The sequence below is a fragment of the Rhodopseudomonas infernalis genome, from assembly GCF_022271405.1.
GTDB lineage: Bacteria > Pseudomonadota > Alphaproteobacteria > Rhizobiales > Xanthobacteraceae > Rhodopseudomonas > Rhodopseudomonas infernalis.
The window spans coordinates 25886-46965 of the sequence record NZ_JAJNAL010000039.1; the positions used below are offsets into that span (position 1 = coordinate 25886).

The window sequence follows — 21080 nt, forward strand, 5'->3', positions numbered from 1 at the left end:
GCGCGCAATTCTCAACCGTCGTGGCCCCATGTCATCATTCTCCGTTTCTGCGCGCTGCCTCGTCGTCGTCGCGACGCTTGCTTTCGCCGCTCCTGCGCTGGCCCAGCAATATGGCGGCGAGGTCGATCCCGAAATTCGCGTTCAGCAGCTCGAGGAGCGCCTCCGCGCGCTCACCGGTCAGAACGAGGAGCTGCAATACCGCAATCGTCGCCTCGAAGAGCAGCTTCGAACCCTGCAGAGCGGCGCCGGCGCGCCGCCGGCCGCTGCGGGCAACGCCGCGCCGCCGCAGCCCGCCCAACAGCCGCCGGTCTATAGCCCGCCGCAGCAGCAGTCCCCGGGCTATGGTCAGCCTCAGCAGGGCGGAGCCTATGGTCAGCAGCCTTATGGCCAGCAGCCACAGGCGCCGATCGTGCAGGAGCAGCCTGCCGCTCCGGCGCCGACCGGTCGGCGGCGCGGCGACGCGTTCGATCCGAGCCAGAATCCGCAGGCGCCGGGCGTGCCGCGCGCGCTCGGCGGCGGTCAGCTGCCGATGCCGGCGGAGCAAGGGCAGGGCCGTGCGGGTGAGCCGATCGACCTGTCGAACAACCCGGCAGGCCGCTATCCGGACGCCGGCGCGCAGCCGCCACGCGGCGGTGGAGCCGCCCCGGCCGGCGGCGGGCTGACGACGCTGCCGCCCTCCGCGACCCCGCGGGACGAATTCGATCTCGGCATCGGCTACATGCAGCGCCGCGACTATGCGCTCGCCGAAGAGACGATGCGTAACTTCACCACGAAATATCCCAACGATGCGCTGACTCCTGATGCGCAATACTGGCTCGGCGAGAGCTTTTATCAGCGCCAGATGTATCGCGACGCCGCCGAGGCCTTCCTGTCCGTGACCAGCAAATACGACAAGTCCGGCAAGGCGGCCGACGCGCTGCTGCGGCTCGGCCAGTCGTTGTCGGCGCTGAAGGAAAAGGAAGCTGCCTGCGCCGCGCTGGGCGAGATCGGCCGCAAATATCCCAAGGCTTCGGCCGGGGTGAAGCGGGCGGTCGAGGCCGAGCAGAAGAAGCTGAAGTGCTGAACTGAAGCTCCGGGGCGCCGGAGCGGATTTTCGGGGATCACGCCGCTGATGTCCGGATCAGATGAGGGGACGATTTCGGCGCGCGACGCGAGCCGTCTGTTCGCCAATTGGAAAGCGGCGCCCGGTATCGTACTCGCCGTCTCCGGCGGACCGGATTCTGTGGCGCTGATGTGGCTCGCCGCGCGCTGGCGCCGGAGCCTCAAGCGTGGCCCGACGCTGTCCGTCGTCACCGTCGATCATGGCCTACGCCCCGCCGCAGCCCGGGAGGCGCGGACCGTCAAGCAGCTCGCGCACTCGCTCGATCTGCCGCACCGGACGCTGCGCTGGACCGGCGATAAGCCGGCCTCCGGTCTGCCCGCTGCCGCGCGAGAGGCGCGCTATCGCCTGCTGACGCGTGCGGCCAAAGCGTTGGGCGCAAGCCACATCATGACGGCGCACACCCGCGACGATCAGGCCGAGACCGTGCTGATGCGGTTGGCGCGCGGCAGCGGCATCGCCGGGCTGGCGGCGATGGCACGGGAAACTCCGCGCGACGGGGTGGTGCTGGCGCGCCCGTTGCTGGATGTCCCGAAACAGCGATTGATCGCCACGCTGGCCAGGGCAGGGCTCGACTTCGCCACCGATCCGAGCAACTCCGACCCGCGCTTCACGCGTCCGCGGCTGCGCGAACTGCTGCCGCTGTTGGCTGCCGAGGGATGCGATGCACACAGCCTCGCCCGGTTCGCGGCCCGGGCGGCCCGTGCCGATCAGGCGCTGGAATTGCTGACTGACGGCGCGGAACAATATCTGTCGGTCCGCAGCGCTGGACATCTTGTCCAAGGCTACGACGCCAAGGCGTTCTGCGGCCTCGCGGCCGAAATCCGCGTCCGCCTGCTGCTCCGCTTCCTGGGACGTGTCGGCTATGAGGGACGGCCCGAACTCGGCAAGGTCGAAGCGCTCGCGGAGGCGCTCCGGAGCGCCGCAGAGGCTCGCGCAGATCGTGGACAAATCAAGCTGAAACAGACGCTTGCCGGCGCCGTGATCACCTTGACGGCGGACCGCCTGCTGATCACTCCGGCGCCGCCTCGGCGGCGCAAAGCCGGTACAGCCGCAGACACACCTAGGTAACCACCTGGGAAAAACAGCACGCCCTCGCCGGGATTTGAGCCGTAAGGCGTCTAAATTGCGCTAAATAGTCCCGTCAGCTTCTCTTGGCAGCGCGCCGTGTGACACCTAGATTGTGGGCTAGCCGGTCCGGGAGTCCCTGACGGCTCACCCGGGCCAACGGTCGCGATCCGCGCGACCAATAAGGAAGACCGATGAACGCCAATTTGCGGAATTTCGCCCTCTGGGTCATTATTGTCTTGCTGCTGTTGGCGCTGTTTACGCTCTTCCAGAACCCAGGCCAGCGCGCCGCTTCGCAGGACATCTCGTTCTCGCAGCTGCTCAGCGAGGTCGATCAGAACCACGTTCGCGACGTGGTGATCCAGGGCCAGGAAATTCACGGCACCTTCACCAACGGCTCGAGCTTCCAGACCTACGCGCCCAACGATCCGTCGCTGGTGACGCGGCTGTACAATGGCAAGGTGGCGATCACCGCCAAGCCGCCGGGCGACAACGTGCCGTGGTTCGTGTCGCTGCTGGTGTCGTGGCTGCCGTTCATCGCTCTGATCGGCGTCTGGATCTTCCTGTCCCGGCAGATGCAGGGCGGCGCCGGCAAGGCGATGGGCTTCGGCAAGTCGCGCGCCAAGATGCTGACCGAGGCGCACGGCCGCGTGACGTTCGAAGACGTCGCCGGCGTCGACGAGGCCAAGCAGGACCTACAGGAGATCGTGGAATTCCTGCGCGACCCGGGCAAATTCCAGCGTCTCGGCGGCCGGATTCCGCGCGGCGTGCTGCTGGTCGGCCCTCCCGGCACCGGTAAGACGCTGATCGCGCGCGCGGTCGCCGGCGAAGCCAACGTGCCGTTCTTCACCATCTCGGGTTCGGACTTCGTCGAAATGTTCGTCGGCGTCGGCGCCTCTCGCGTGCGTGACATGTTCGAGCAGGCCAAGAAGAACGCGCCGTGCATCATCTTCATCGACGAAATCGACGCAGTCGGCCGTCATCGCGGCGCCGGCCTCGGCGGTGGCAATGACGAGCGCGAACAGACTCTCAACCAGTTGCTGGTCGAGATGGACGGCTTCGAGGCCAATGAGGGCGTGATCCTGATCGCCGCCACCAACCGGCCCGACGTGCTCGATCCCGCGCTGCTGCGTCCCGGCCGCTTCGACCGCCAGGTCGTGGTGCCGAATCCGGACGTCGTCGGCCGCGAGCAGATCCTCAAGGTGCATGTCCGCAAGGTGCCGCTGGCGCCGGATATCAACCTGAAGACCATCGCGCGCGGCACCCCGGGTTTCTCGGGCGCCGACCTGATGAACCTCGTCAACGAAGCGGCCTTGATGGCGGCCCGGCGCAACAAGCGCATGGTCACCCAGACCGAATTCGAAGACGCCAAGGACAAGGTGATGATGGGCGCCGAGCGCAAGTCGCTGGTGATGACGGAGGAGGAGAAGCTCCTCACCGCTTATCACGAAGGCGGTCATGCCATCGTCGGCCTCAATGTCCCGGCCACCGACCCGATCCACAAGGCCACCATCATTCCGCGCGGTCGTGCGCTCGGCATGGTGATGCAGCTGCCGGAGCGCGACAAGCTGTCGATGTCGCTCGAGCAGATGACCTCGCGTCTCGCCATCATGATGGGCGGCCGCGTTGCCGAAGAGATGATCTTCGGCCGCCAGAAGGTGACGTCGGGCGCTTCGTCCGACATCGAGCAGGCCACGCGCCTTGCCCGCATGATGGTCACGCGCTGGGGTCTGTCGGAAGAGCTCGGCACCGTCTCGTATGGCGAGAACCAGGACGAAGTGTTCCTCGGCATGTCGGTGTCGCGCACTCAGAACGCGTCCGAAGCGACGGTCCAGAAGATCGACGCCGAGATCAAGCGGCTGGTGGAAGAGGGCTACAAGGAAGCCGAGCGTATTCTCACCGAGAAGCGCGCCGACCTTGAGGCTCTCGCCAGGGGGCTGCTCGAGTTCGAGACGCTGACCGGCGACGAGATCACCGATCTGATCAACGGCAAGAAGCCGAACCGCGAGTCGGTGCTCGAGCCGTCGGGCCCGCGCACCTCGGCGGTGCCGCCGGCCGGCAAGCCGCGCCCGCGGCCTGATCCGGGCCTGGAGCCGCAGCCGCAGGCGTAATCGCCGGACAGCAATGAGATCGAAAACGCGGCGGAAACGCCGCGTTTTTTGTTGCCGGTCGGGCGGGCCGGGCAGGGCTGCGCGCTGGCGACTTGACCGGACTAAGCGAAGCGGTCAGGCGTGGGTGGCCATGCGGAAGCTGTCATGACCACTCACATCACCAAAGCCCCGGCCTATTGGTCGCGCGAGGCGATCTGGCCGGGGATCGTCGCGATCGGCCCGATGCTGCCGGGCACGCTGGCGTTCGGCATGGCGTTCGGAGCGCTGTGCGCCCAAAAGAATTTTACGCTGGCCGAAGTCGAAATCATGATGGCGACGGTCTATGGCGGGCTGTCGCAATTCGTCGCCGTGCAGTCCTGGCCGGAGACGCTGACGCCATGGACAATCGCGACGCTGGCGCTGCTCACCACCACGGTCAACATCCGCTTCTTCCTGATGACCGCGTCGATGCGGCCATGGTTCGGCACGCTGCCGCCGTGGCAGTCCTATCCGGCGATGCTGCTGGTGACCGACGGCGGCTGGCTGGCCGCGATGCGCTATCGCGAGCACGGCGGCGCCAACGCGACATTCTACGTCGCCGGCGGGCTGGTGTTGTACTTCGTCTGGCTGATCTCTTCGATCCCCGGATTTCTGCTCGCCGAGCAACTATCGGATCCGAAGAAATTCGGCGTCGACCTGGCGATGCCGGCGTTCTTCGCCGCGATGCTGGTGCCGGCCTGGAAGGGCGCGCGGCGCGCGATTCCGTGGGCTGTATCGGGCGCGGTTGCGCTCGCGGTGCATTGGCTGACGCCGGGCTACTGGTTCATCATCGCCGGCGCGCTGTCGGGCGCACTCAGCGCCGGCCTGATGGACGAGCCGCCGCCGCGGCAGCCGCAGGCGTGAGCGAGATGCTGCACAGCGACGTGATGATCGCATTCGCGGTGATGACGGCGGTGACCGTCGCGTCGCGGCTCGGCGGCTTTTGGCTGATGGGCTACGTCAACGTCACCCCGCGGGTGCGGCGGATGCTGGATGCGTTGCCGGGATCGATCATCGTCGCCGCAGCGCTTCCGGTCGCCGTCAAGGGCGGCCCGATCGTGATGATCGCGTTGGCGGCCGCCATCGCCATCAGCATCCTCCGGCGCAATGATTTTCTGGCCGTCGCGACCGGTATGTTGGTAGCGACTCTGGCTCGCGCAGCCGGCTTTGGCGGCTAGTCGGCTGGAGTGCTATTCACTCGTTGCTGTAAAGGCTTGCCTTCGCGTCTGAATAGGTGTTCAGTTTTTTCGACTGATTTGGCAGCGGGCGCTCGCAGTCTCGAGACCCACCCGTGCTCCAAGATCTTGATAAGCGACGACTTTCCGGTCCCCTCAGGATCGGACGCGCCGGATTCCGGAACGAGAGCGCCATGGTTTATCGGCGGACCCATCAGGTCGTGAAGCGGCTGGCTGCACGGCGCAGTGCGATCATTGCGGCGGCGCGCGAGACCGCGGAGGAAGGTGGCATGGCGGCGGTGCAGATCGCGCCGGTCGCCAGCCGGGCCAAAGTTGCGGCCGGAACTGTGTACCGCTACTTCCCCTCCAAATCCGACCTGATCTCCGAACTGATCGCCGAGGTTTCGCGCGACGAACTCGCCGCCATCCGGCGCGCGGCCGATGCTGCGCCGGGGCCGTCCTCCGCGCTGGCCGCGGCGGTGACGACGGTCGCAGTCCATGTGCTGTCGCATCGCAAGCTGGCGTGGGGGATTCTGGCCGAGCCGGTCGACGTCGATGTCACCGCCTCGCGGCTTGCGAGCCGTCGCGAGATCGCCGGCGAGATCGAGTTGCGGATTACGGCCGCTGTGCGGGCCGGGCACTTGCCGGCGCAGGATACGGCCTTGGCGGCGACGGCGCTGCTCGGCGCCGTGCACGAGTCGCTGGTCGGGCCGTTGGCGCCCGACAATCTCGACGATCCGGCCAAACTACGTGATGCAGTGCAAACCGTGACGCTGCTGGCGCTGCGTGCCGTCGGCGTGATGGACGCTCGCGCCCGCGGGCTGGTGGTTCAGGCCGTGGTGCCGTCCCGGACCCTCGTCGGCGCTTAGTCGGTTCCGAAACAATCCGTTTGCCGAATGGAAGAGCTCTAAGTAAGGGTTGAGAGCGTACGCCGCTGCTCGTGCCGGCTTAGTCGATGCGGAGACGCCGCCGTTGCCACGGCCGAAGCCGGGTTCGCGCAGGAGTTCCTGATGACCATTCTGATGCCGGAGCCCGATCAGGCCGTGCTGGCCCGCCGCGACGAGATCGTGGCGGCGCTGCGCAAAATCGTGCCGGGCGAGGGCACCATCTCCAGCGCCGCCGAGATGAAGCCCTATGAGTCCGACGGGCTGATGGCGTATCGCCAGCCGCCGATGGTGGTGGTGCTGCCGAGCACGACCCAACAGGTCTCCGAGGTGCTGCGCTATTGTCATCAGCACGGCATCAAGGTGGTGCCGCGCGGCTCAGGCACGTCGCTGTCCGGCGGCGCGCTGCCGCTCGCCGATGCGGTGCTGCTCGGCCTCGGCAAGTTCAAGCGCATCCGCGAAATCGATTTCGACAACCGCGCCGTGGTGGTCGAGCCCGGCGTCACCAATCTGGCGATCAGCCAGGCGGTCGATCACGCCGGCTTCTACTACGCGCCCGATCCGTCGTCGCAGATCGCCTGCTCGATCGGCGGCAACATCGCGGAGAATTCCGGCGGCGTGCACTGCCTGAAATACGGCATGACCACCAACAACGTGCTCGGCTGCGAGATCGTGCTGATGAACGGCGAGATCCTGCGGATCGGCGGCAAATGCGCAGAGAACGCCGGCTACGATTTGATGGGCGTGATCACCGGCTCCGAAGGTCTGCTTGGCGTCGTCACTGAGGTCACCGTGCGCATCCTGCGCAAGCCGGAGACGGCGCGGGCCCTGATGGTCGGCTTCACCGATGTCGAAGCCGCCGGGCAGTGCGTCGCCGATATCATCTCGGCCGGCATCATCCCGGGCGGCATGGAGATGATGGACCGGCCGGCGATCCACGCCGCCGAGGCTTTCGTGCACGCCGGCTATCCGCTCGACGTCGAGGCGCTGCTGATCATCGAACTCGACGGCCCGCAGGTCGAAGTCGACGAACTGATCACGCGCGTCGAGACCATTGCGCTGGGGTGCGGCTCGACTACGTGCCAGATCTCGACCAGCGAGCAGGAGCGCCTGTTGTTCTGGTCCGGCCGCAAGGCGGCGTTCCCGGCGGTGGGCCGGATCTCGCCCGACTATCTGTGCATGGACGGCACCATCCCGCGCGCGCAGCTGCCGCTGGTGCTGCGGCGGATGAACGAGATGTCCGAAAAATACGGCCTGCGCGTCGCCAATGTGTTCCACGCCGGCGACGGCAATCTGCATCCGCTGATCCTGTACGATGCCAATCAGCCCGGCGAGCAGGACCGCGCCGAAGCCTTCGGCGCCGACATCCTGCGGCTGTGCGTCGAGGTCGGCGGCGTGCTGACCGGCGAGCACGGCGTCGGCATCGAGAAGCGCGACCTGATGCCGGAGATGTTCTCCGATATCGATCTCAATCAGCAGCAGCGCCTGAAATGCGCGTTCGACGCCGACGGCCTGCTCAATCCCGGCAAGGTGTTTCCGACCCTGCACCGCTGCGCCGAACTCGGCCGCATGCACGTGCACGGCGGAAAGCTGCCGTTCCCGGACCTTCCGCGGTTCTGAAGTTGATAGTTCGATCGGCGATGTACGAAGCACAGCCTCTCGACGTCATTGCGAGCGGAGCGAAGCAATCCAGCGCCGCGCGCGCGGCGTGGATTGCTTCGTCGCTATCGCTCCTCGCAATGACGGTCGAGGATTTGCCCCCGATTTTGAAGGACGAAAGCCGCCCGTGGACACGCTGAAAGCACGCGATGCGCAGGACGTCGAAGACGTCGTGCGCGCCGCCATCGCCAATGAGCAGCCGCTCGAAATCGTCGGCCACGGCACCAAGCGGCAGGTCGGCCAGCCGATGGCGACCAATGCAGTGCTGGATCTGTCGGCGCTTAATGCCGTGGTCGCTTACGAGCCCAACGAACTGATCATCACCGTGCAGGCCGGCGCGCCGCTCGCCGACGTTCTGTCGCTGATCGATTCCAAGAACCAGCAATTCGCCTTCGAGCCGATGAACACCGCGCTGCTGCTCGGCACCGTCGAAACCGAGGGCACCGTCGGCGGCATGATCGCGGCCGGACTCGCCGGGCCGCGCCGCATCAAGTCCGGCGGTGCGCGCGATCATCTGCTCGGCGCCCACGCGGTGTCGGGCTTCGGCGAGAGCTTCAAGGCCGGCGGCAAGGTGGTGAAGAACGTCACCGGCTACGACCTCTGCAAGCTGCTGGCCGGCTCCTGGGGCACGCTGGCGGCGACCACGGAAGCCACGTTGAAGGTGACGCCGCGGCCGGAATGCGAGCGCACGCTGCTGCTGCGCGGCCTCGACGACGTCGCCGCCAACAAGGTGATGACCGCGGCGCTCGGCTCGCCCTACGATGTCAGCGGCGCGGCGCATCTGCCGGGCTCGGCGCTGCGCACCTCCGGCGGCGCGCTCGGCGACATCGCGCAACCCGACCAGGCGCTGACCCTGCTGCGGCTCGAGGGCATCACCTCGTCAGCGAGCCACCGCGCCGAGTCGCTGCGCCAGATGCTGGCGATCTATGGCGCGGCCGAGCTGATCACCGACGAAACCTCGGCGGCGCTGTGGTGCGCGGTGCGTGACGTCGAGCCGTTCGCGGCGGCTGGCCCGCGCGCGTTGTGGCCGGTCTGGCGGATCGTGTGCCCGCCGGCTTCGGGCGGCGCGTTCGGCCAGGCGCTGCAGCGGGAGAGCGGCGGCGAGGTGATCTACGATTGGGGCGGCGGCCTGATCTGGGCAGCGCTGCCGCCGGCCACCGATGCCCACGCCAAGGCGCTGCGCCAGCGCGTCGACAAGATCGGCGGCCACGCCACGCTGATCCGGGCCGGCGACGACGTTCGCGCCAGTGTCGACGTGTTCCCGCCGCAGCCTGCCGGGCTGGCGGCGCTGGGGCAGCGGGTGAAGCAGAGCTTCGATCCCAGGAACGTTCTCAATCGCGGCCGGTTGTCGCGTGGAACCGCAGCATGAAAACTGATTTCACCCTCGCTCAACTCGCCGATCCGGATGTCGCCGAGGCGGACAAGATCCTGCGCGCCTGCGTGCATTGCGGGTTCTGCACTGCGACCTGTCCGACCTATGTGCTGCTCGGAGACGAACTCGACAGCCCGCGCGGCCGCATCTACCTGATCAAGGACATGCTGGAGAACGACAAGCCGCCGACAGCGGATGTCGTCAAGCATATCGACCGCTGCCTGTCGTGCCTGGCCTGCATGACGACGTGCCCGTCCGGCGTGAACTACATGCATCTGGTGGATCAGGCGCGGGTGCGCATCGAGCGCGACTATCAGCGGCCGTTCTGGGACCGTGTGGTCCGCGAGGCATTGTCGTGGATGATGCCGCATCCCGGCATGTTCCGCGTCGGCATGTGGGCGGCGCGCATCCTGCAGCCGTTCGCGGCGCTGCTGCCGAGCTCGCACGATCTCGCGCGCCCGACACTGCTCGGCCGTATCAAGGCGATGCTGGCGCTGGCGCCGAAGCATCTGCCGGAGCCGGGCCCGGCTTCCGGCACCTCGTTTCCGGCGCTCGGTCCGAAGCGAGGCCGCGTGGCGCTGCTGCACGGCTGCGCCCAACAGGTGCTGGCGCCGCGGATCAACCGCGCGGCGATCAATCTGCTGACGCGTCACGGCATCGAGGTGGTGCTCGCCGCCGACGAGGCGTGTTGCGGTGCTCTGATCCATCATCTCGGCCGCGACACCCGCACGCTCGACTATGCGCGGACCAACATCAAAGCGTGGCTGCGCGAGATCGATCGTGGCGGTCTCGATGCGATTCTGGTGACGACCTCGGGCTGCGGCACGGTGATCAAGGACTACGGCTACATGCTGCGCGAGGACCCGGAGTTCGCTGCCTCCGCCGCGCGCGTGTCCGCGCTGGCCAAAGATATCAGCGAGTACGTCAGTAGTCTGGAGCTGCAATCACAACAGCCGCATGACAATTTGGTGGTCGCTTATCACTCCGCATGCTCGCTGCAACATGGGCAGAAAATCACACGGCTGCCCAAAGAATTGCTTTCCAAGACCGGATTCGTGGTGAAAGATATCCCAGAGAGTCATTTGTGTTGTGGTTCGGCGGGCACGTACAACATTCTCCAGCCTGACATCGCGACCAGATTGCGCGATCGGAAGGTCGCCAACATCGCTTCGGTCAAGCCGGATGTGATTGCTGCGGGCAACATCGGCTGCATGGTGCAGATCGCCAGCGGAACGGACGTCCCTGTGTTGCACACAATTGAACTGCTCGACTGGGCGACAGGCGGTCCCCGGCCTGCGACAAGCTGAGCGTTGCAGGCCCTGCTGGCGGATGGCGTGATTGCCGAACTGGGGCGATCCGCCCAACAGGAGGACGACGATGGCGAAGGACAAGAAGTCCAAAAAGAACAAGGCGGACAAGAAGGACAAGAAAGCCAAAAAGTCCGACAAGGCGAAGCTGCTGCTGAGCGCTAAGAAGAGCAAGAAGGACGGCAAGAAGTCCGCCAGGAAGTCCGAGAAAACAACCGCCAAGAAGGCCCCCAAGCCGGCTAGCAAGAAGGCCGGAAGCAAGCCCGGCAAGACTCCCGTAAAGTCCCCCGCCAAATCCCCCGCAACGACATCATCCGCCAAGACGGGCTCGTCGAAGAAGGGCTCATCGAAGAAGGCCGTCGTCCCCAAGGCTTCTTCCAAGACCAGCAAGCCTGCCGGTCAGAAGCCGGGCGCATCGGCGAAGTCCGCTGCAAAGAAGAAGGTCGTCGCAGCCAAGGCGCCAGCCAAGAAGACTGCGGCGAAGACAACTAAGACGGCTTCCAGCCAGCCAGCTCCGGCCGGCAAAGCGTTGAAGGCCAAGGTGCCCGCCAAGTCACCTGCCAAGGCCCCCACCAAGGCAGCGAAGGCCTCATCGGCGGCCGCCAAGACGCCCGAGAAGACACCAGCCAAAGCGCCGAAGCCGAGGACGTCCAAATCGGCTGCGCCGAAGCCGAAAACGTCTGACGCGCCCGAGGCCGCTCCGCAGGAGTCGCCGAGCGAACTCCTCGAGGCGATCGACGCGGCTGCGCCCGCCGAGGCGCCGGCGGTCACCAAGGTCGCCAAGCCGCGGAAGCCGCGGGCGAAGAAGCCGGTGGCCCCCCCGATCCCGGATCCGGAAGGCACCGAAGAAGCTTCGGCGCCGGACGCGGATGGCGGAGACCGCAAAGCGGCTTCGGCCGATCTCGACGAGCCAGAGTCCGAAGCGCCGCCGCCCACCTCCTCGTCCGATGAGCCTGCGGATGAAGAAGCTGCAGAGCCGGAGGTCGAACCAGCGGCCTTTGAAGAGCCGGCTTCCGAAGAGCCTGCCGACGACGAGCCCGCAGAGCCATTTCCGGCGGAGGCCGAGGCTGGCCACGAGGACAACGTGCCGGTCGAGAAGCCTTCGGTTCAGGACGACGACGAGGATGCGGAGCCGGACGAGCAGAACACAGGCGACGAAAAGCCGAGGACCCCGGACTCGGTCTGATCAGCCATCGCATCACGCCTCATACCGAAAGACCGCGGCGCCCCCGCGGTCTTTGCTTTTGGAGCCATGGCGGCGCTTGGGCGATCTGATGCGCAGGTCGGTATCCCGAAACGAGGCGAATCGCTGACATTCGATGGCCAGAGCCCACGTCATAGGTCTGTCATATTCGCCGAAAGTGTTGCTCTCGCAGCCGAATTTGGCCGCGGTAAGTGGGAACTATTCGCAAATCAGTTGTCAAACTGCAACACCCCACAACTACTCGTGATTGAAAGGGCTGAATTGCTCAAAAAACAGGCAGCTGCTTGTGTTTTTTGCTTCACGGTTCCGACCCTTCGCCGCAGATTGTGTGTGAGTTACTTAGCAGGTCGATGTCGCGTCTCTTGGACTTCGGGTCGGGCTGGATTTTAAATCGATGGGGATCACAATGAACAAAGCACTTCTGTCGGTCGCGGCTCTGCTCGCTGTCGGCGCAACTTCGGCCTCCGCCGCCGATCTGCCCGCGAAAGTTTACACCAAGGCTCCGCCGATCGTGGCGGTCGATCCCTGGGACATCGCTTTCGGCACCTCGATCTCGAGTGAATACGTGTTCCGCGGCATCACCCAGTCCAACCATCAGCCGTCGGTGACCGGCTACTTCGAGCCGCGCTACAACATCAATCCGAACCTGCAGCTCTATGCCGGTGTGTCGGCCTCGAGCATCTCGTTCACCAACCGCGCCGCGGTCGAGATCGATGGATACGCCGGTATCCGCCCGACCTTCGGTCCGGTCGCGTTCGACTTCGGCTTCTGGTACTACGGTTATCCGGGCGGCCAGTGCATCGACTACGTGCAGGGCGGCGGCGTGGTTTGCCCGCTCGGATCGAGCGCCATCTTCAACGGCAACGCCATGAAGAAGGACGTGTCGTTCTACGAAGTGTACGGAAAGGTGAACTACACCTTCAACGACGTCTTCACCGCCGGTGCCAGCGTCAACTACTCGCCGGACTTCCTGCGCTTCGGTACCGAAGGCACCTACGCCGCGGTGAACGCCAAGATCACCATGCCGAGCAATTTCTTCGGCACCAGCGGCATCGGTTCGTACATCTCGGGTGAGTACGGCCGTCAGTGGCTGGGCACGACCGACGCGTTCTACCTGTTCACGGCTCTGCCGGACTACAACACCTGGAACGTCGGCGTCGGCTTCACCTACAAGGTGTTCACGCTCGACCTGCGCTACACCGACACCGATCTCTCCAAGGGTGGCTGCCAGGCGATCACCTCGGACTTCACTTCGAACGGCGTGACCTCCAACTGGTGCGGCGCCCGTTTCGTGGCGAAGCTGTCGGCCGATCTGTCGCTGGCCAGCGTCAAGTAAATCCCCCCTTTCTCCAGGGGCTTATCAAGGGCGGCAGAGCAATCTGCCGCCCTTTTCGTTTGCGAGGGCTGTTGCTGCAGTGTGCTGATGAAAGGCCTGGACTGATAAAAGCCAGATTGCCGCTGGGTTGATCCCGCTCGGCTCGCCATGCCGTCATCGCTCTGGCTTGTCCGGGCACCTCGGTATCCCAGAGCGTTCGTTGGTCCGCTCGAGCTCGTGAACACACGATCTGCAAGACTGGATCACCCGCTTTCGCGGGTGACGACGCTTGGAACGGTGGAACCGCCTTCCTGCTCAGCCTCCCGCTGGCGCCGGGCTTTGCACCTTGTCCTGGAGCTCGAAGATATCGCCGGCTCGGCTCAGCACGGCGTTGCGCTGATGGAAGGCGTCGAGCGTCGAGCGGTGGCCGATCGACACGATGGTGGTGCCCGGCAGCTTGCGATCGAGCAGGCGGTACAGCGTGGCTTCGGACGGCTCGTCGAGCGAGGCGGTGGCCTCGTCTAGGAACAGATATTGTGGCGCGTGGAGCAGCGCGCGGGCGACGCCGAGCCGCTGCTGCTCGCCGAGTGACAACGTTCTGTTCCAATGGCCGTGCTCGCCGAGGCGATCTGCCAGTGCGGGCAGGCCGACCTCCTTCAGCACCTCACCGACCTGCGCGGCGGTGAAAGCGCTGGTTTCGGATGGGTAGACGATCGCGGCCTGCAACTCGCCGACCGGGAAGTACGGCCGCTGTGGCAGCATCATCAGCGTAGCGTCGGCCGGGATCGCGATCGAGCCGGAGCCGAACGGCCAGATCCCCGAAATGGCCCGAAACAGTGTCGACTTGCCGGAGCCCGACGGGCCGGCGATCAGGGTCCGCTCCTTGGTGTTGATCTGAAAATCGTCGGCGGCGATCAGCGGCTGCCCGGCCGGCAGCGTCAGCTTCAGGTTGTCGAAGGCGATGGCGTCGCTGCTGCTGCGGATTCGGGCCACTCCGGGATTGGCGCGCAGCGCATCGGCGCTCTTGATCGCCGTCTCGAAGCCGTCGAGTCGGGCGACGACGGATTGCCATTCGGCGAGGGTGCGATACGCGGTGATGAAGAACGACAACGAATCCTGCACGCTGCTGAATGCGGACGCAGTCTGCATCAGGCCGCCGAGCTGGACCTTTCCGGCGAAATAGGCCGGTGCGACCAGGATGTAGGGGAAGATGATCGAGGCTTGCGAGTAGCTCGCCGTGAACGCGGTGAGCTTCTTGGTGCGGGTCATGATCCGCATGAAGTTGTCGGCCACCAGCCCGAACCGCGACGCCAGCTTGCCGCGTTCGGCCGGCTCGCCACGCAGCAGCGCGATCTGTTCGGCGTTCTCCCGCGCCCGCACCAGGTTGAAGCGGAAATCGGCTTCGAAGCGCTGCTGGCGGAAGTTCAGATCGGCGAGCGGTGAGCCGATCCAGTGCGTCAGCGCCGTGCCGACGATCGCGTAGATCAGCGCGCCCCACACCAGATAGCCCGGGATCGGAATGTCCCGCCCGAACACGTGCAGCGGCGCCTCGTCGGACAGACCCCACAGGATCACCACAAAGGAGGCGAGGGTGACCACCGCGTTGAGCAGCCCGACGCCCAGCAACAGCGTCCGCTCGACGAACAGCTGGGTGTCTTCGGCGATCCGCTGGTCCGGGTTATCGGCGGCGTCGCCAAGGAGCTGCATCTTGTAGTGGTTGGCGTCGTGCAGCCAGTCGCCGAGATAGCGCTCGGTCATCCAACGCCGCCAGCGGATCTGCAGCCATTGGTTGAGATAGAGCTGATAGACCTTGAGCGCGATGAAGATCGCCGCGAGCACGCAGAAATAGCTGAGCTGATAGACGAAGACGTCGAAGTTCCGCTCCTGCAGCGCGGTGTAGAACACGTTGTTCCAGCGGTTGAACAGCACCGATAGTCCGACGACGGCGAGTTCGATGACCACCACCGCCGTCAGCAGCGTCCATCCCATGCGTTTGTCTTCGGATTTGAAGTAGGGCGCGGCGATCCGCCAGACGGTGGCGAGGGTGGATCGGATATTTGTCACAGGCTGAGCTTCTCCGGATGCGGCGCCTCCGAACGGCGGCGCGCTAGACGAAAGTTGTAGGTAAATCGACCTACCGCGGCTTGTCGCGCCCCTTTGTCGCACCCTAGCATGAAGCCAACGGCGGGGGATGGTAGCTGGCCGATTTCGCGAGGTTGTGAGCGGCAGTGCGCTGCGGCTCAATTACCCGCGCGGCGCGCTCCCTTCTTGGTATCGGCAGAAAAAGCCGGCCGCTCGAACTCCAGGGAGGAATTCGGATGTGGAATCAGATCTATAATCCATTCGGGAGCGCCGCGCTGTCGACACTGGCGGCGGCCATCCCGGTCGTCACGCTGCTGGTGCTGATCGCCAGTGGCAAAGTGAAGGCACACCTCGCGGCGATCATCGCGCTGATCCTGGCCAACCTGGTGGCGATCTTCGTCTTCACCATGCCGGCCAACATGTCGATCCGCGCCTCGCTGCTCGGCGTCGTCACCGGGTTCTTCCCGATCGGCTGGATCGTCCTCAACGTCATCTTTCTATATCGCATCACGGTCGAGACCGGCCGCTTCGAACTCCTGCAGCGCGCGATCGGCGGCGTCACCACAGACCGCCGTCTGCAGCTTCTGCTGATCGCGTTCGCGTTCGGCGCGTTCTTCGAAGGCGCCTCGGGCTTCGGCACGCCGGTGGCGATCACCGCGGCGATCCTGATCGGGCTCGGCTTCTCGCCGCTCGCGGCCTCCGGCCTGTCGCTGATCGCCAACACCGCGCCGGTGGCGTATGGCGCGCTCGGCACGCCGATCCAGGGCCTCGCGTCGGTCACCGGCCTCGATCCCTACACCCTCGGCGCGATGGTTGGCCGGCAGCTGCCGTTCTTCTCGCTGCTGGTGCCGTTCTGGCTGATCTGGGCGTTCGCCGGCTTCCGCGGCATGATCCAGATCTGGCCGGCGATCCTGGTCACCGGCGTCGGCTTCGCGATCCCGCAATTCGTGATCTCGAACTACATCAATCCGTGGATCGTCGACATCGGCGCCTCGCTGATCTCGATGGGCTGCCTGATCCTGTTCCTCAAGGTGTGGCAGCCGAAGGAACTGTGGCTGTCGCCGAAGTTGCGCGGCAATGACGAATCGGCCGCGACCATGAAGCCGCCGAAGCCGATGGACACCACCAAGCTCACTCAGTCGCAGCTGTGGGGCGCGCTGCTGCCGTGGATCATCGTCTGCATCGTGATGCTGATCTGGGGCACCGGCATGTTCAAGAGCTGGGCCAACGCGATCTTCGTCTGGAACTACCCGGTGCCCGAGCTGCACAACATGATCAACAAGGTGCCGCCGGTCGCCGCCAAGCCGACGCCGGAAGCCGCGGTGTTCAGCTTCACCTATCTGTCGTTCACCGGCACCGGCATGTTGCTGGCGGCGCTGGTCTCCGGCGTGCTGATGGGCATCTCGCCGGCCAAGATGATCGTCGAATACGGCCGCACCATTCGGCTGTGTGCGATCTCGCTGATCACCATCTCGGCGATGCTGGCGATAGGCACGCTGACGCGGCTGTCCGGCGTCGACGCCACGCTTGGCCTCGCCTTCGCGGCGACCGGGGTGCTGTATCCGTTCTTCGGTACGTTGCTCGGTTGGCTCGGCGTCGCGCTGACCGGATCGGACACGGCGTCGAACGTGCTGTTCGGCAATCTGCAGAAGATCACCTCCGAGCAGCTCGGCCTGTCGCCGATCCTGATGAGCGCCGCCAATTCGTCGGGCGGCGTGATGGGCAAGATGATCGACGCCCAGTCGATCGTCGTCGCCTCGACGGCGACCAACTGGTACGGCCACGAAGGCACGATCCTGCGCTACGTGTTCCTGCATTCGATCTCGCTGGCCTGCCTGGTCGGCGTGCTGGTGATGCTGCAGGCCTACGTCTATCCGTTCACCGCGATGGTCCTGAAATAGCCATCCGGAACCGCGACGGTGCAACCCCCGCGGCGCGAGCCGCGGGGGTTGACGTTTTCAGGGTGGTCGCAATCTGGCCAAGCCGGCTGCGTGCGGGATAAACAGAGATCCGGCCACCACACCCGACGAGGCATGATGCGACCAACTTCCCTGCTGACCTTCGCCGCATTTGCAGCATCGCTCCTGGCTGGATCCGCCGGCGTCGCGCCGGCGCAGCCCGCGAGCGAATTCCCGTTCGAACTGGAGATGACGCTCGACGCGCCGCCCAAGCCCGGGTCGAAGCGAATCCCCTCGATCGAGATCGACGACAAGGGCGAAGCCCGGCTGGAGCTGTGGTGCAAAGGCGGCTCGGGGCAATTCTCGGTGGCCGGCAACACCGTGATCTTCGTCCCCGGCACCATCGACAATCGCGCTTGCCCACCCGACCGCGCCCAAGCCGACGACGCCCTGCTGGCCGCGCTCTCGGCCGCAACCACATGGTCGCGTCAGGGCGACACTGTCACCTTCACGGGCGGCGAGACGCTGCGGTTTCGGCTGAATACGAACTAACTCAGGCGAGCCAAGACCTCTCCCCGTCATTGCGAGCCAACGGGTCGGCGCAAAGCGCCGCCCGATGACAGGCTCCGCGAAGCAATCCAGCGCCGTGCATGGGGCGTGGATTGCTTCGTCGCTTCGCTCCTCGCAATGACGAGAGCGTAGAGTCGGTTCTCCAAGTAAACGCCCCATCGTTCGTCATTCCGGGTTCGCGCTGCGCGCGCCCCGGAATGACGAGAGTGCGGGTCGCGAGTGTTACGAAGCCGCTCCGTCAGCCAAAATCATATCCGCGCAGAGCGCGGCCGACTGGATGGCGCCACTGTGGCCGCCGATGCCTGAATAGGACGAGGCGAGGTAGAGGCCGGGCAGCACGGTGCGTGGCGAGCGATAGGGCTTGCCGCTGCCATCGGGCGGCAACGGGGCGAAGCCGTAGACCGAGCCTTCCGGCGCGCCGAGATATTGCTGCACCGACAGGGCGACGTTGAACGAGCTCGCCGTCACCGCAGCTGCAAGCCCGGGATAGGAGCGATCGAGATAAGCGACGATCGCCTGCTGCCAGCGCGCGCGCTTGGCGCGGTACTCGTCTTGCGACAGGCCGTTCCAATTCGACAGCTGGTCCGGGCCGACCACCGACAGCACGTAAGGCGGGGCCGGCACGCCGGACTCGATGGCCGCGTAGTCGGCAAGCGCGAGCGGCGGCATCCGGTCGCCCGGCTCGCCGGCCATCAGCGTCTTGCCCTCGGCGTAGGACGCCAGCGTGCGCATCCAGTCGGGCAGCAGCTGTGTCACGAAGCTGCTGACGCCGAACTCGCGCGGCGGGGCCGACAGGCCCAGCGTCAGCGCGAACAGGGAAAGCCCGAGCGGACGATCCGCATTGCTGTGGTTGAGCCGCTCGGCCTGCGGCGCCGGCATCAGCGACGCCAGCGTGGCGGGCGCGGCGTTGCCGATCACGGTCGTCGCCTCGATGGTCTGCGGGTCGCTGCCGTCGCGTGCGGTGTGGGTGATGCGGCTCGGCGCGCCGGCTTCGCCGATTTCGATGCCGCTGACGAACCGCCGCAGCAGCACGTCACCGCCGCCCTTGCGAATCTGCCGCGCGATCGCGCTCGACAGCCGCTGCGATCCGCCCTGCACGAAGCGCGCGCCCGACAGCAGGAAGCCGCCCTGCGCGATCGCGAACGACACCCACCACAGCGCGGCGGTGTCGTCGTGGATGGAGCCGAGGTTGCCGGCGATCGCGCATTTCAGCGCTTCGTTGTCGCCGAACAGTGCCTGCAGCTTGTCGGCCAGCGACGCCGACCAGTCGGGAAATTCCGGCGCCAGCGCGAACACCGCGTCGAGCCCGCCGTCGCCGGCGGCGACCGCCAGCCGCCGCATTTCGCCGAGCAAGCGGTCGATCGCGGCGGCAGCCTCTGGGAAACGTGAGATCAGCGCGGCGTGCGCGCCGTCGAAATCGGCTGGCAGCACAAACGGCGGATCGAGCGGACCGCCGCGCATCTCGTAAAGGGCGCCGGTGGCGATCCACTGCACGCCGTCCAGTGCGCCGGCCCGGGCCAGTGCGGCATGCTTGAGGTCCTGCGGATGATGCGGGGCGCCGGTGAGATGCAGCGAGCCCTCCACGAACAGGTCGCCGACCTTGTAGCTCGAGGCGGCGCCGCCGACCGAATTGCTGCGCTCGATCACCACCACACGGCGTCCGTCGCGGGCAAGGATCGCGCCCGCCGTCAGGCCGCCGAGGCCGGCGCCGATCACCACTACATCAGTCCGCGTCATTCAACCGAAATCCTGCCGCCGAGAAGGGCGCTTCATTGCTGCAACGCGGCGGCATGTCAAACGGCCGCCCGCGGGCGGCCGCTCCGGCTACGGCGATTGCCAGGTCGAGCTTTCGGAGTCCCAACGCTGCCCCTTCAGCTCCTTGGCCAGCGCCGCGACCGCGCCGCCGTCGCTGCGCGGCTCAGCTTCCTCGTCGCCGGTTGCATCGTCATTAATGACGAGCTTCGGACCCGTGGTTTCGTCCGCCGTGGTATCGGTGGGGTTACCGACCCACACCAGCAGCTTGTCGGTTGCGCCCGGCTTGTCGGCGCTGACCATCGCCTCGACCTCGATGATCTCGGTGAGTTGCAGCGACGGCACCAGGTCGCTCGGCTTCTTGAAGGTCATCTTCAGCTTGCCGGTCTCGTCGTTCCAGGCGGAGGTCGCCAGCGTTGCGCCGAGCGTCTGCGCCAGCACGCCGGCGATCGTCGTGGCGATCTTGTCGCGATTGAGCTTGTCGCCGTCACGCCAGCCGGCGGCCGGAAACAGGATGGTGCGATCGAGCTCGATGATGCCATTGGTCCAGCCCGCGGCGGTCACGCCCGGAAAGGTCTTGGCCTTGGCGATCACCGCGGCGGCGCGGGCCGGATCGGTGGTCAGGTTGATCACCAGCGTGCCGGCCCGCAAAGCGTCGCAACCGATGCTCAGGCTCGACAGCGAGACCTGCAGGTTCTGGCCTTTCAGCGTCTTCAGGAAATCAGCGGCGGCTTCGAGGCTGACCCGGACGCCGACAGCCTCGGGCGAGACCTCGGTGAAGTCCTTCGGCGCCGGCGCGATGGCGTCGTCGGTCGACTGGTTCTCGAGATATTCCTTCTCGCTCAGATCGGAATTGTCCACCGAGGCGATCTCGTGGACCGTGCTGCCGATACTGATCTGGCCCTTGAAGTCGACGGTCTCGCCGTTCTGCTTGCGAGCGAGCTTCACCGTCACAGGGGCCTTGTCGCCGCTGGCCTGGGTGGTGCCGGTCAGCGCCGGGCCGTTGGCCTGCAGGTTGGCGACGAAGCGGTCCTTGTGGTCGGAGCCTTTGGTGGGCGCGTAGCAGACGTCGAGCACAGCGGAGGTCACCACCTTGCCCTGCCGGGTCTCCTTCAGGATGACGTCGGCGCCGTCCATGAAGCCGTCGAGCGCGGTGAAGTAGTGCACCTCGGAGGCCGGCGCGGCGGCCTTGGGGGCCGCCTTGCTCTGGGCACGGGCCAAATCGGTCGCAGGCAGCAGCATCAGCAGGCTGAACAGGAGCGCGCGCATCGGGGGGATTCCTCGCAGGATTCTAGTGGCTATAAGCCTTGTTTGATTCGAAGTGGACCGAACCAAGGCCTGCGTAGCAAATCGCCGGGCGTTCGCCAAAAAACATGGCGGGAGGGGCGGAGAGCGGAGCTCAGCGCGTGAGTTTCCTGCAGCGCCGCCGCAACTTCAGCCGTCATCCCCGCGTATGCGGGGACCCAGTATCCCAGAGAGCTCGTTGATGATCGCTGACGCCCTGCAATACTGGGTCGCGCGGCGGGGGGGGGGGGGGCGGGGGGGGGGGGGGGGGGGGCGCGGGGC

The 21080-nt window shown here is 66.1% G+C and carries 16 protein-coding genes; 13 read left to right on the top strand and 3 right to left on the bottom strand.

Going from position 1 to position 21080, the window contains the following annotated elements; all coding sequences use genetic code 11:
• The first annotated feature begins 28 nt into the window (after positions 1-28).
• From ybgF to LPW26_RS20945, 11 genes are all read left to right on the top strand, one after another.
• Positions 29-1063 carry a tol-pal system protein YbgF gene (gene ybgF, locus LPW26_RS20895; protein WP_238737557.1) on the top strand — a complete coding sequence of 345 codons (1035 nt, stop codon included), beginning with the start codon at positions 29-31 and terminating at the stop codon, positions 1061-1063.
• A 48-nt stretch (positions 1064-1111) separates the two neighbouring features.
• Entirely contained in the window at positions 1112-2170 is a 1059-nt protein-coding gene (gene tilS, locus LPW26_RS20900; RefSeq protein WP_238737558.1) for a tRNA lysidine(34) synthetase TilS, read from the top strand.
• A gap of 191 nt (positions 2171-2361) precedes the next feature.
• A complete protein-coding gene (gene ftsH, locus LPW26_RS20905; RefSeq protein WP_238737559.1) occupies positions 2362-4278 on the top strand; it encodes an ATP-dependent zinc metalloprotease FtsH in 1917 nt (638 codons plus the stop codon).
• A 144-nt stretch (positions 4279-4422) separates the two neighbouring features.
• On the top strand, positions 4423-5160 hold the full coding sequence (locus LPW26_RS20910) for an AzlC family ABC transporter permease (RefSeq protein WP_238737560.1): 738 nt from the start codon (positions 4423-4425) through the stop codon (positions 5158-5160).
• A complete protein-coding gene (locus LPW26_RS20915) occupies positions 5157-5474 on the top strand; it encodes an AzlD family protein (protein WP_238737561.1) in 318 nt (105 codons plus the stop codon). The genes LPW26_RS20910 and LPW26_RS20915 overlap by 4 nt, the downstream gene beginning before the upstream one ends.
• Before the next feature lie 191 nt (positions 5475-5665).
• Entirely contained in the window at positions 5666-6340 is a 675-nt protein-coding gene (locus LPW26_RS20920) for a TetR/AcrR family transcriptional regulator (RefSeq protein ID WP_238737562.1), read from the top strand.
• Between the two features lie 141 nt (positions 6341-6481).
• Positions 6482-7975 (top strand): FAD-linked oxidase C-terminal domain-containing protein, encoded by a 1494-nt coding sequence (locus LPW26_RS20925; RefSeq protein ID WP_238737563.1) that lies wholly within the window; start codon positions 6482-6484, stop codon positions 7973-7975.
• Between the two features lie 166 nt (positions 7976-8141).
• A complete protein-coding gene (locus LPW26_RS20930; RefSeq protein WP_238737564.1) occupies positions 8142-9383 on the top strand; it encodes an FAD-binding protein in 1242 nt (413 codons plus the stop codon).
• Entirely contained in the window at positions 9380-10693 is a 1314-nt protein-coding gene (gene glcF, locus LPW26_RS20935) for a glycolate oxidase subunit GlcF (protein WP_238737565.1), read from the top strand. Before LPW26_RS20930 ends, glcF begins: the two co-directional genes overlap by 4 nt.
• A 70-nt stretch (positions 10694-10763) precedes the next feature.
• Positions 10764-11879 carry a hypothetical protein gene (locus LPW26_RS20940; protein WP_238737566.1) on the top strand — a complete coding sequence of 372 codons (1116 nt, stop codon included), beginning with the start codon at positions 10764-10766 and terminating at the stop codon, positions 11877-11879.
• A gap of 424 nt (positions 11880-12303) precedes the next feature.
• Positions 12304-13233, top strand: a complete 930-nt coding sequence (locus tag LPW26_RS20945) for a TorF family putative porin (RefSeq protein ID WP_238737567.1) — start codon at positions 12304-12306, stop codon at positions 13231-13233.
• Between the two features lie 294 nt (positions 13234-13527).
• On the opposite strand, the gene LPW26_RS20950 is transcribed toward LPW26_RS20945, so the two are convergent.
• Entirely contained in the window at positions 13528-15276 is a 1749-nt protein-coding gene (locus tag LPW26_RS20950; protein ID WP_238737568.1) for an ABC transporter ATP-binding protein/permease, read from the bottom strand.
• Between the two features lie 254 nt (positions 15277-15530).
• Between LPW26_RS20950 and LPW26_RS20955 the strand changes: the two genes are divergently transcribed.
• Together LPW26_RS20955 and LPW26_RS20960 are read left to right on the top strand one after the other, a co-directional pair.
• Complete coding sequence (locus LPW26_RS20955) at positions 15531-17195, top strand: L-lactate permease (protein WP_238737569.1); 1665 nt, start codon at positions 15531-15533, stop codon at positions 17193-17195.
• A gap of 135 nt (positions 17196-17330) precedes the next feature.
• Positions 17331-17744, top strand: coding sequence for an META domain-containing protein (locus LPW26_RS20960; protein ID WP_238737570.1), 414 nt, complete (start codon positions 17331-17333; stop codon positions 17742-17744).
• Between the two features lie 240 nt (positions 17745-17984).
• Here LPW26_RS20960 and LPW26_RS20965 read toward each other — a convergent pair whose 3' ends face one another.
• On the bottom strand, positions 17985-19499 hold the full coding sequence (locus LPW26_RS20965) for a phytoene desaturase family protein (RefSeq protein ID WP_238737571.1): 1515 nt from the start codon (positions 19497-19499) through the stop codon (positions 17985-17987).
• A gap of 87 nt (positions 19500-19586) precedes the next feature.
• The gene (locus tag LPW26_RS20970; RefSeq protein WP_238737572.1) at positions 19587-20783 is read right to left on the bottom strand and encodes a hypothetical protein; all 1197 of its coding nucleotides are present in this window, start codon (positions 20781-20783) and stop codon (positions 19587-19589) included.
• Between the last annotated feature and the right edge of the window lie 297 nt (positions 20784-21080).

Coding starts and splice junctions, on each gene's coding strand:
- LPW26_RS20970 (WP_238737572.1), bottom strand. CDS start 20,783: ATGCGCGCGCTCCTGTTCAGCCTGCTGATGCTGCTGCCTGCGACCGAT.
- LPW26_RS20910 (WP_238737560.1), top strand. CDS start 4,423: ATGACCACTCACATCACCAAAGCCCCGGCCTATTGGTCGCGCGAGGCG.
- LPW26_RS20945 (WP_238737567.1), top strand. CDS start 12,304: ATGAACAAAGCACTTCTGTCGGTCGCGGCTCTGCTCGCTGTCGGCGCA.
- ybgF (WP_238737557.1), top strand. CDS start 29: ATGTCATCATTCTCCGTTTCTGCGCGCTGCCTCGTCGTCGTCGCGACG.
- glcF (WP_238737565.1), top strand. CDS start 9,380: ATGAAAACTGATTTCACCCTCGCTCAACTCGCCGATCCGGATGTCGCC.
- ftsH (WP_238737559.1), top strand. CDS start 2,362: ATGAACGCCAATTTGCGGAATTTCGCCCTCTGGGTCATTATTGTCTTG.
- LPW26_RS20940 (WP_238737566.1), top strand. CDS start 10,764: ATGGCGAAGGACAAGAAGTCCAAAAAGAACAAGGCGGACAAGAAGGAC.
- LPW26_RS20925 (WP_238737563.1), top strand. CDS start 6,482: ATGACCATTCTGATGCCGGAGCCCGATCAGGCCGTGCTGGCCCGCCGC.
- LPW26_RS20960 (WP_238737570.1), top strand. CDS start 17,331: ATGCGACCAACTTCCCTGCTGACCTTCGCCGCATTTGCAGCATCGCTC.
- LPW26_RS20955 (WP_238737569.1), top strand. CDS start 15,531: ATGTGGAATCAGATCTATAATCCATTCGGGAGCGCCGCGCTGTCGACA.
- LPW26_RS20965 (WP_238737571.1), bottom strand. CDS start 19,499: ATGACGCGGACTGATGTAGTGGTGATCGGCGCCGGCCTCGGCGGCCTG.
- tilS (WP_238737558.1), top strand. CDS start 1,112: ATGTCCGGATCAGATGAGGGGACGATTTCGGCGCGCGACGCGAGCCGT.
- LPW26_RS20920 (WP_238737562.1), top strand. CDS start 5,666: ATGGTTTATCGGCGGACCCATCAGGTCGTGAAGCGGCTGGCTGCACGG.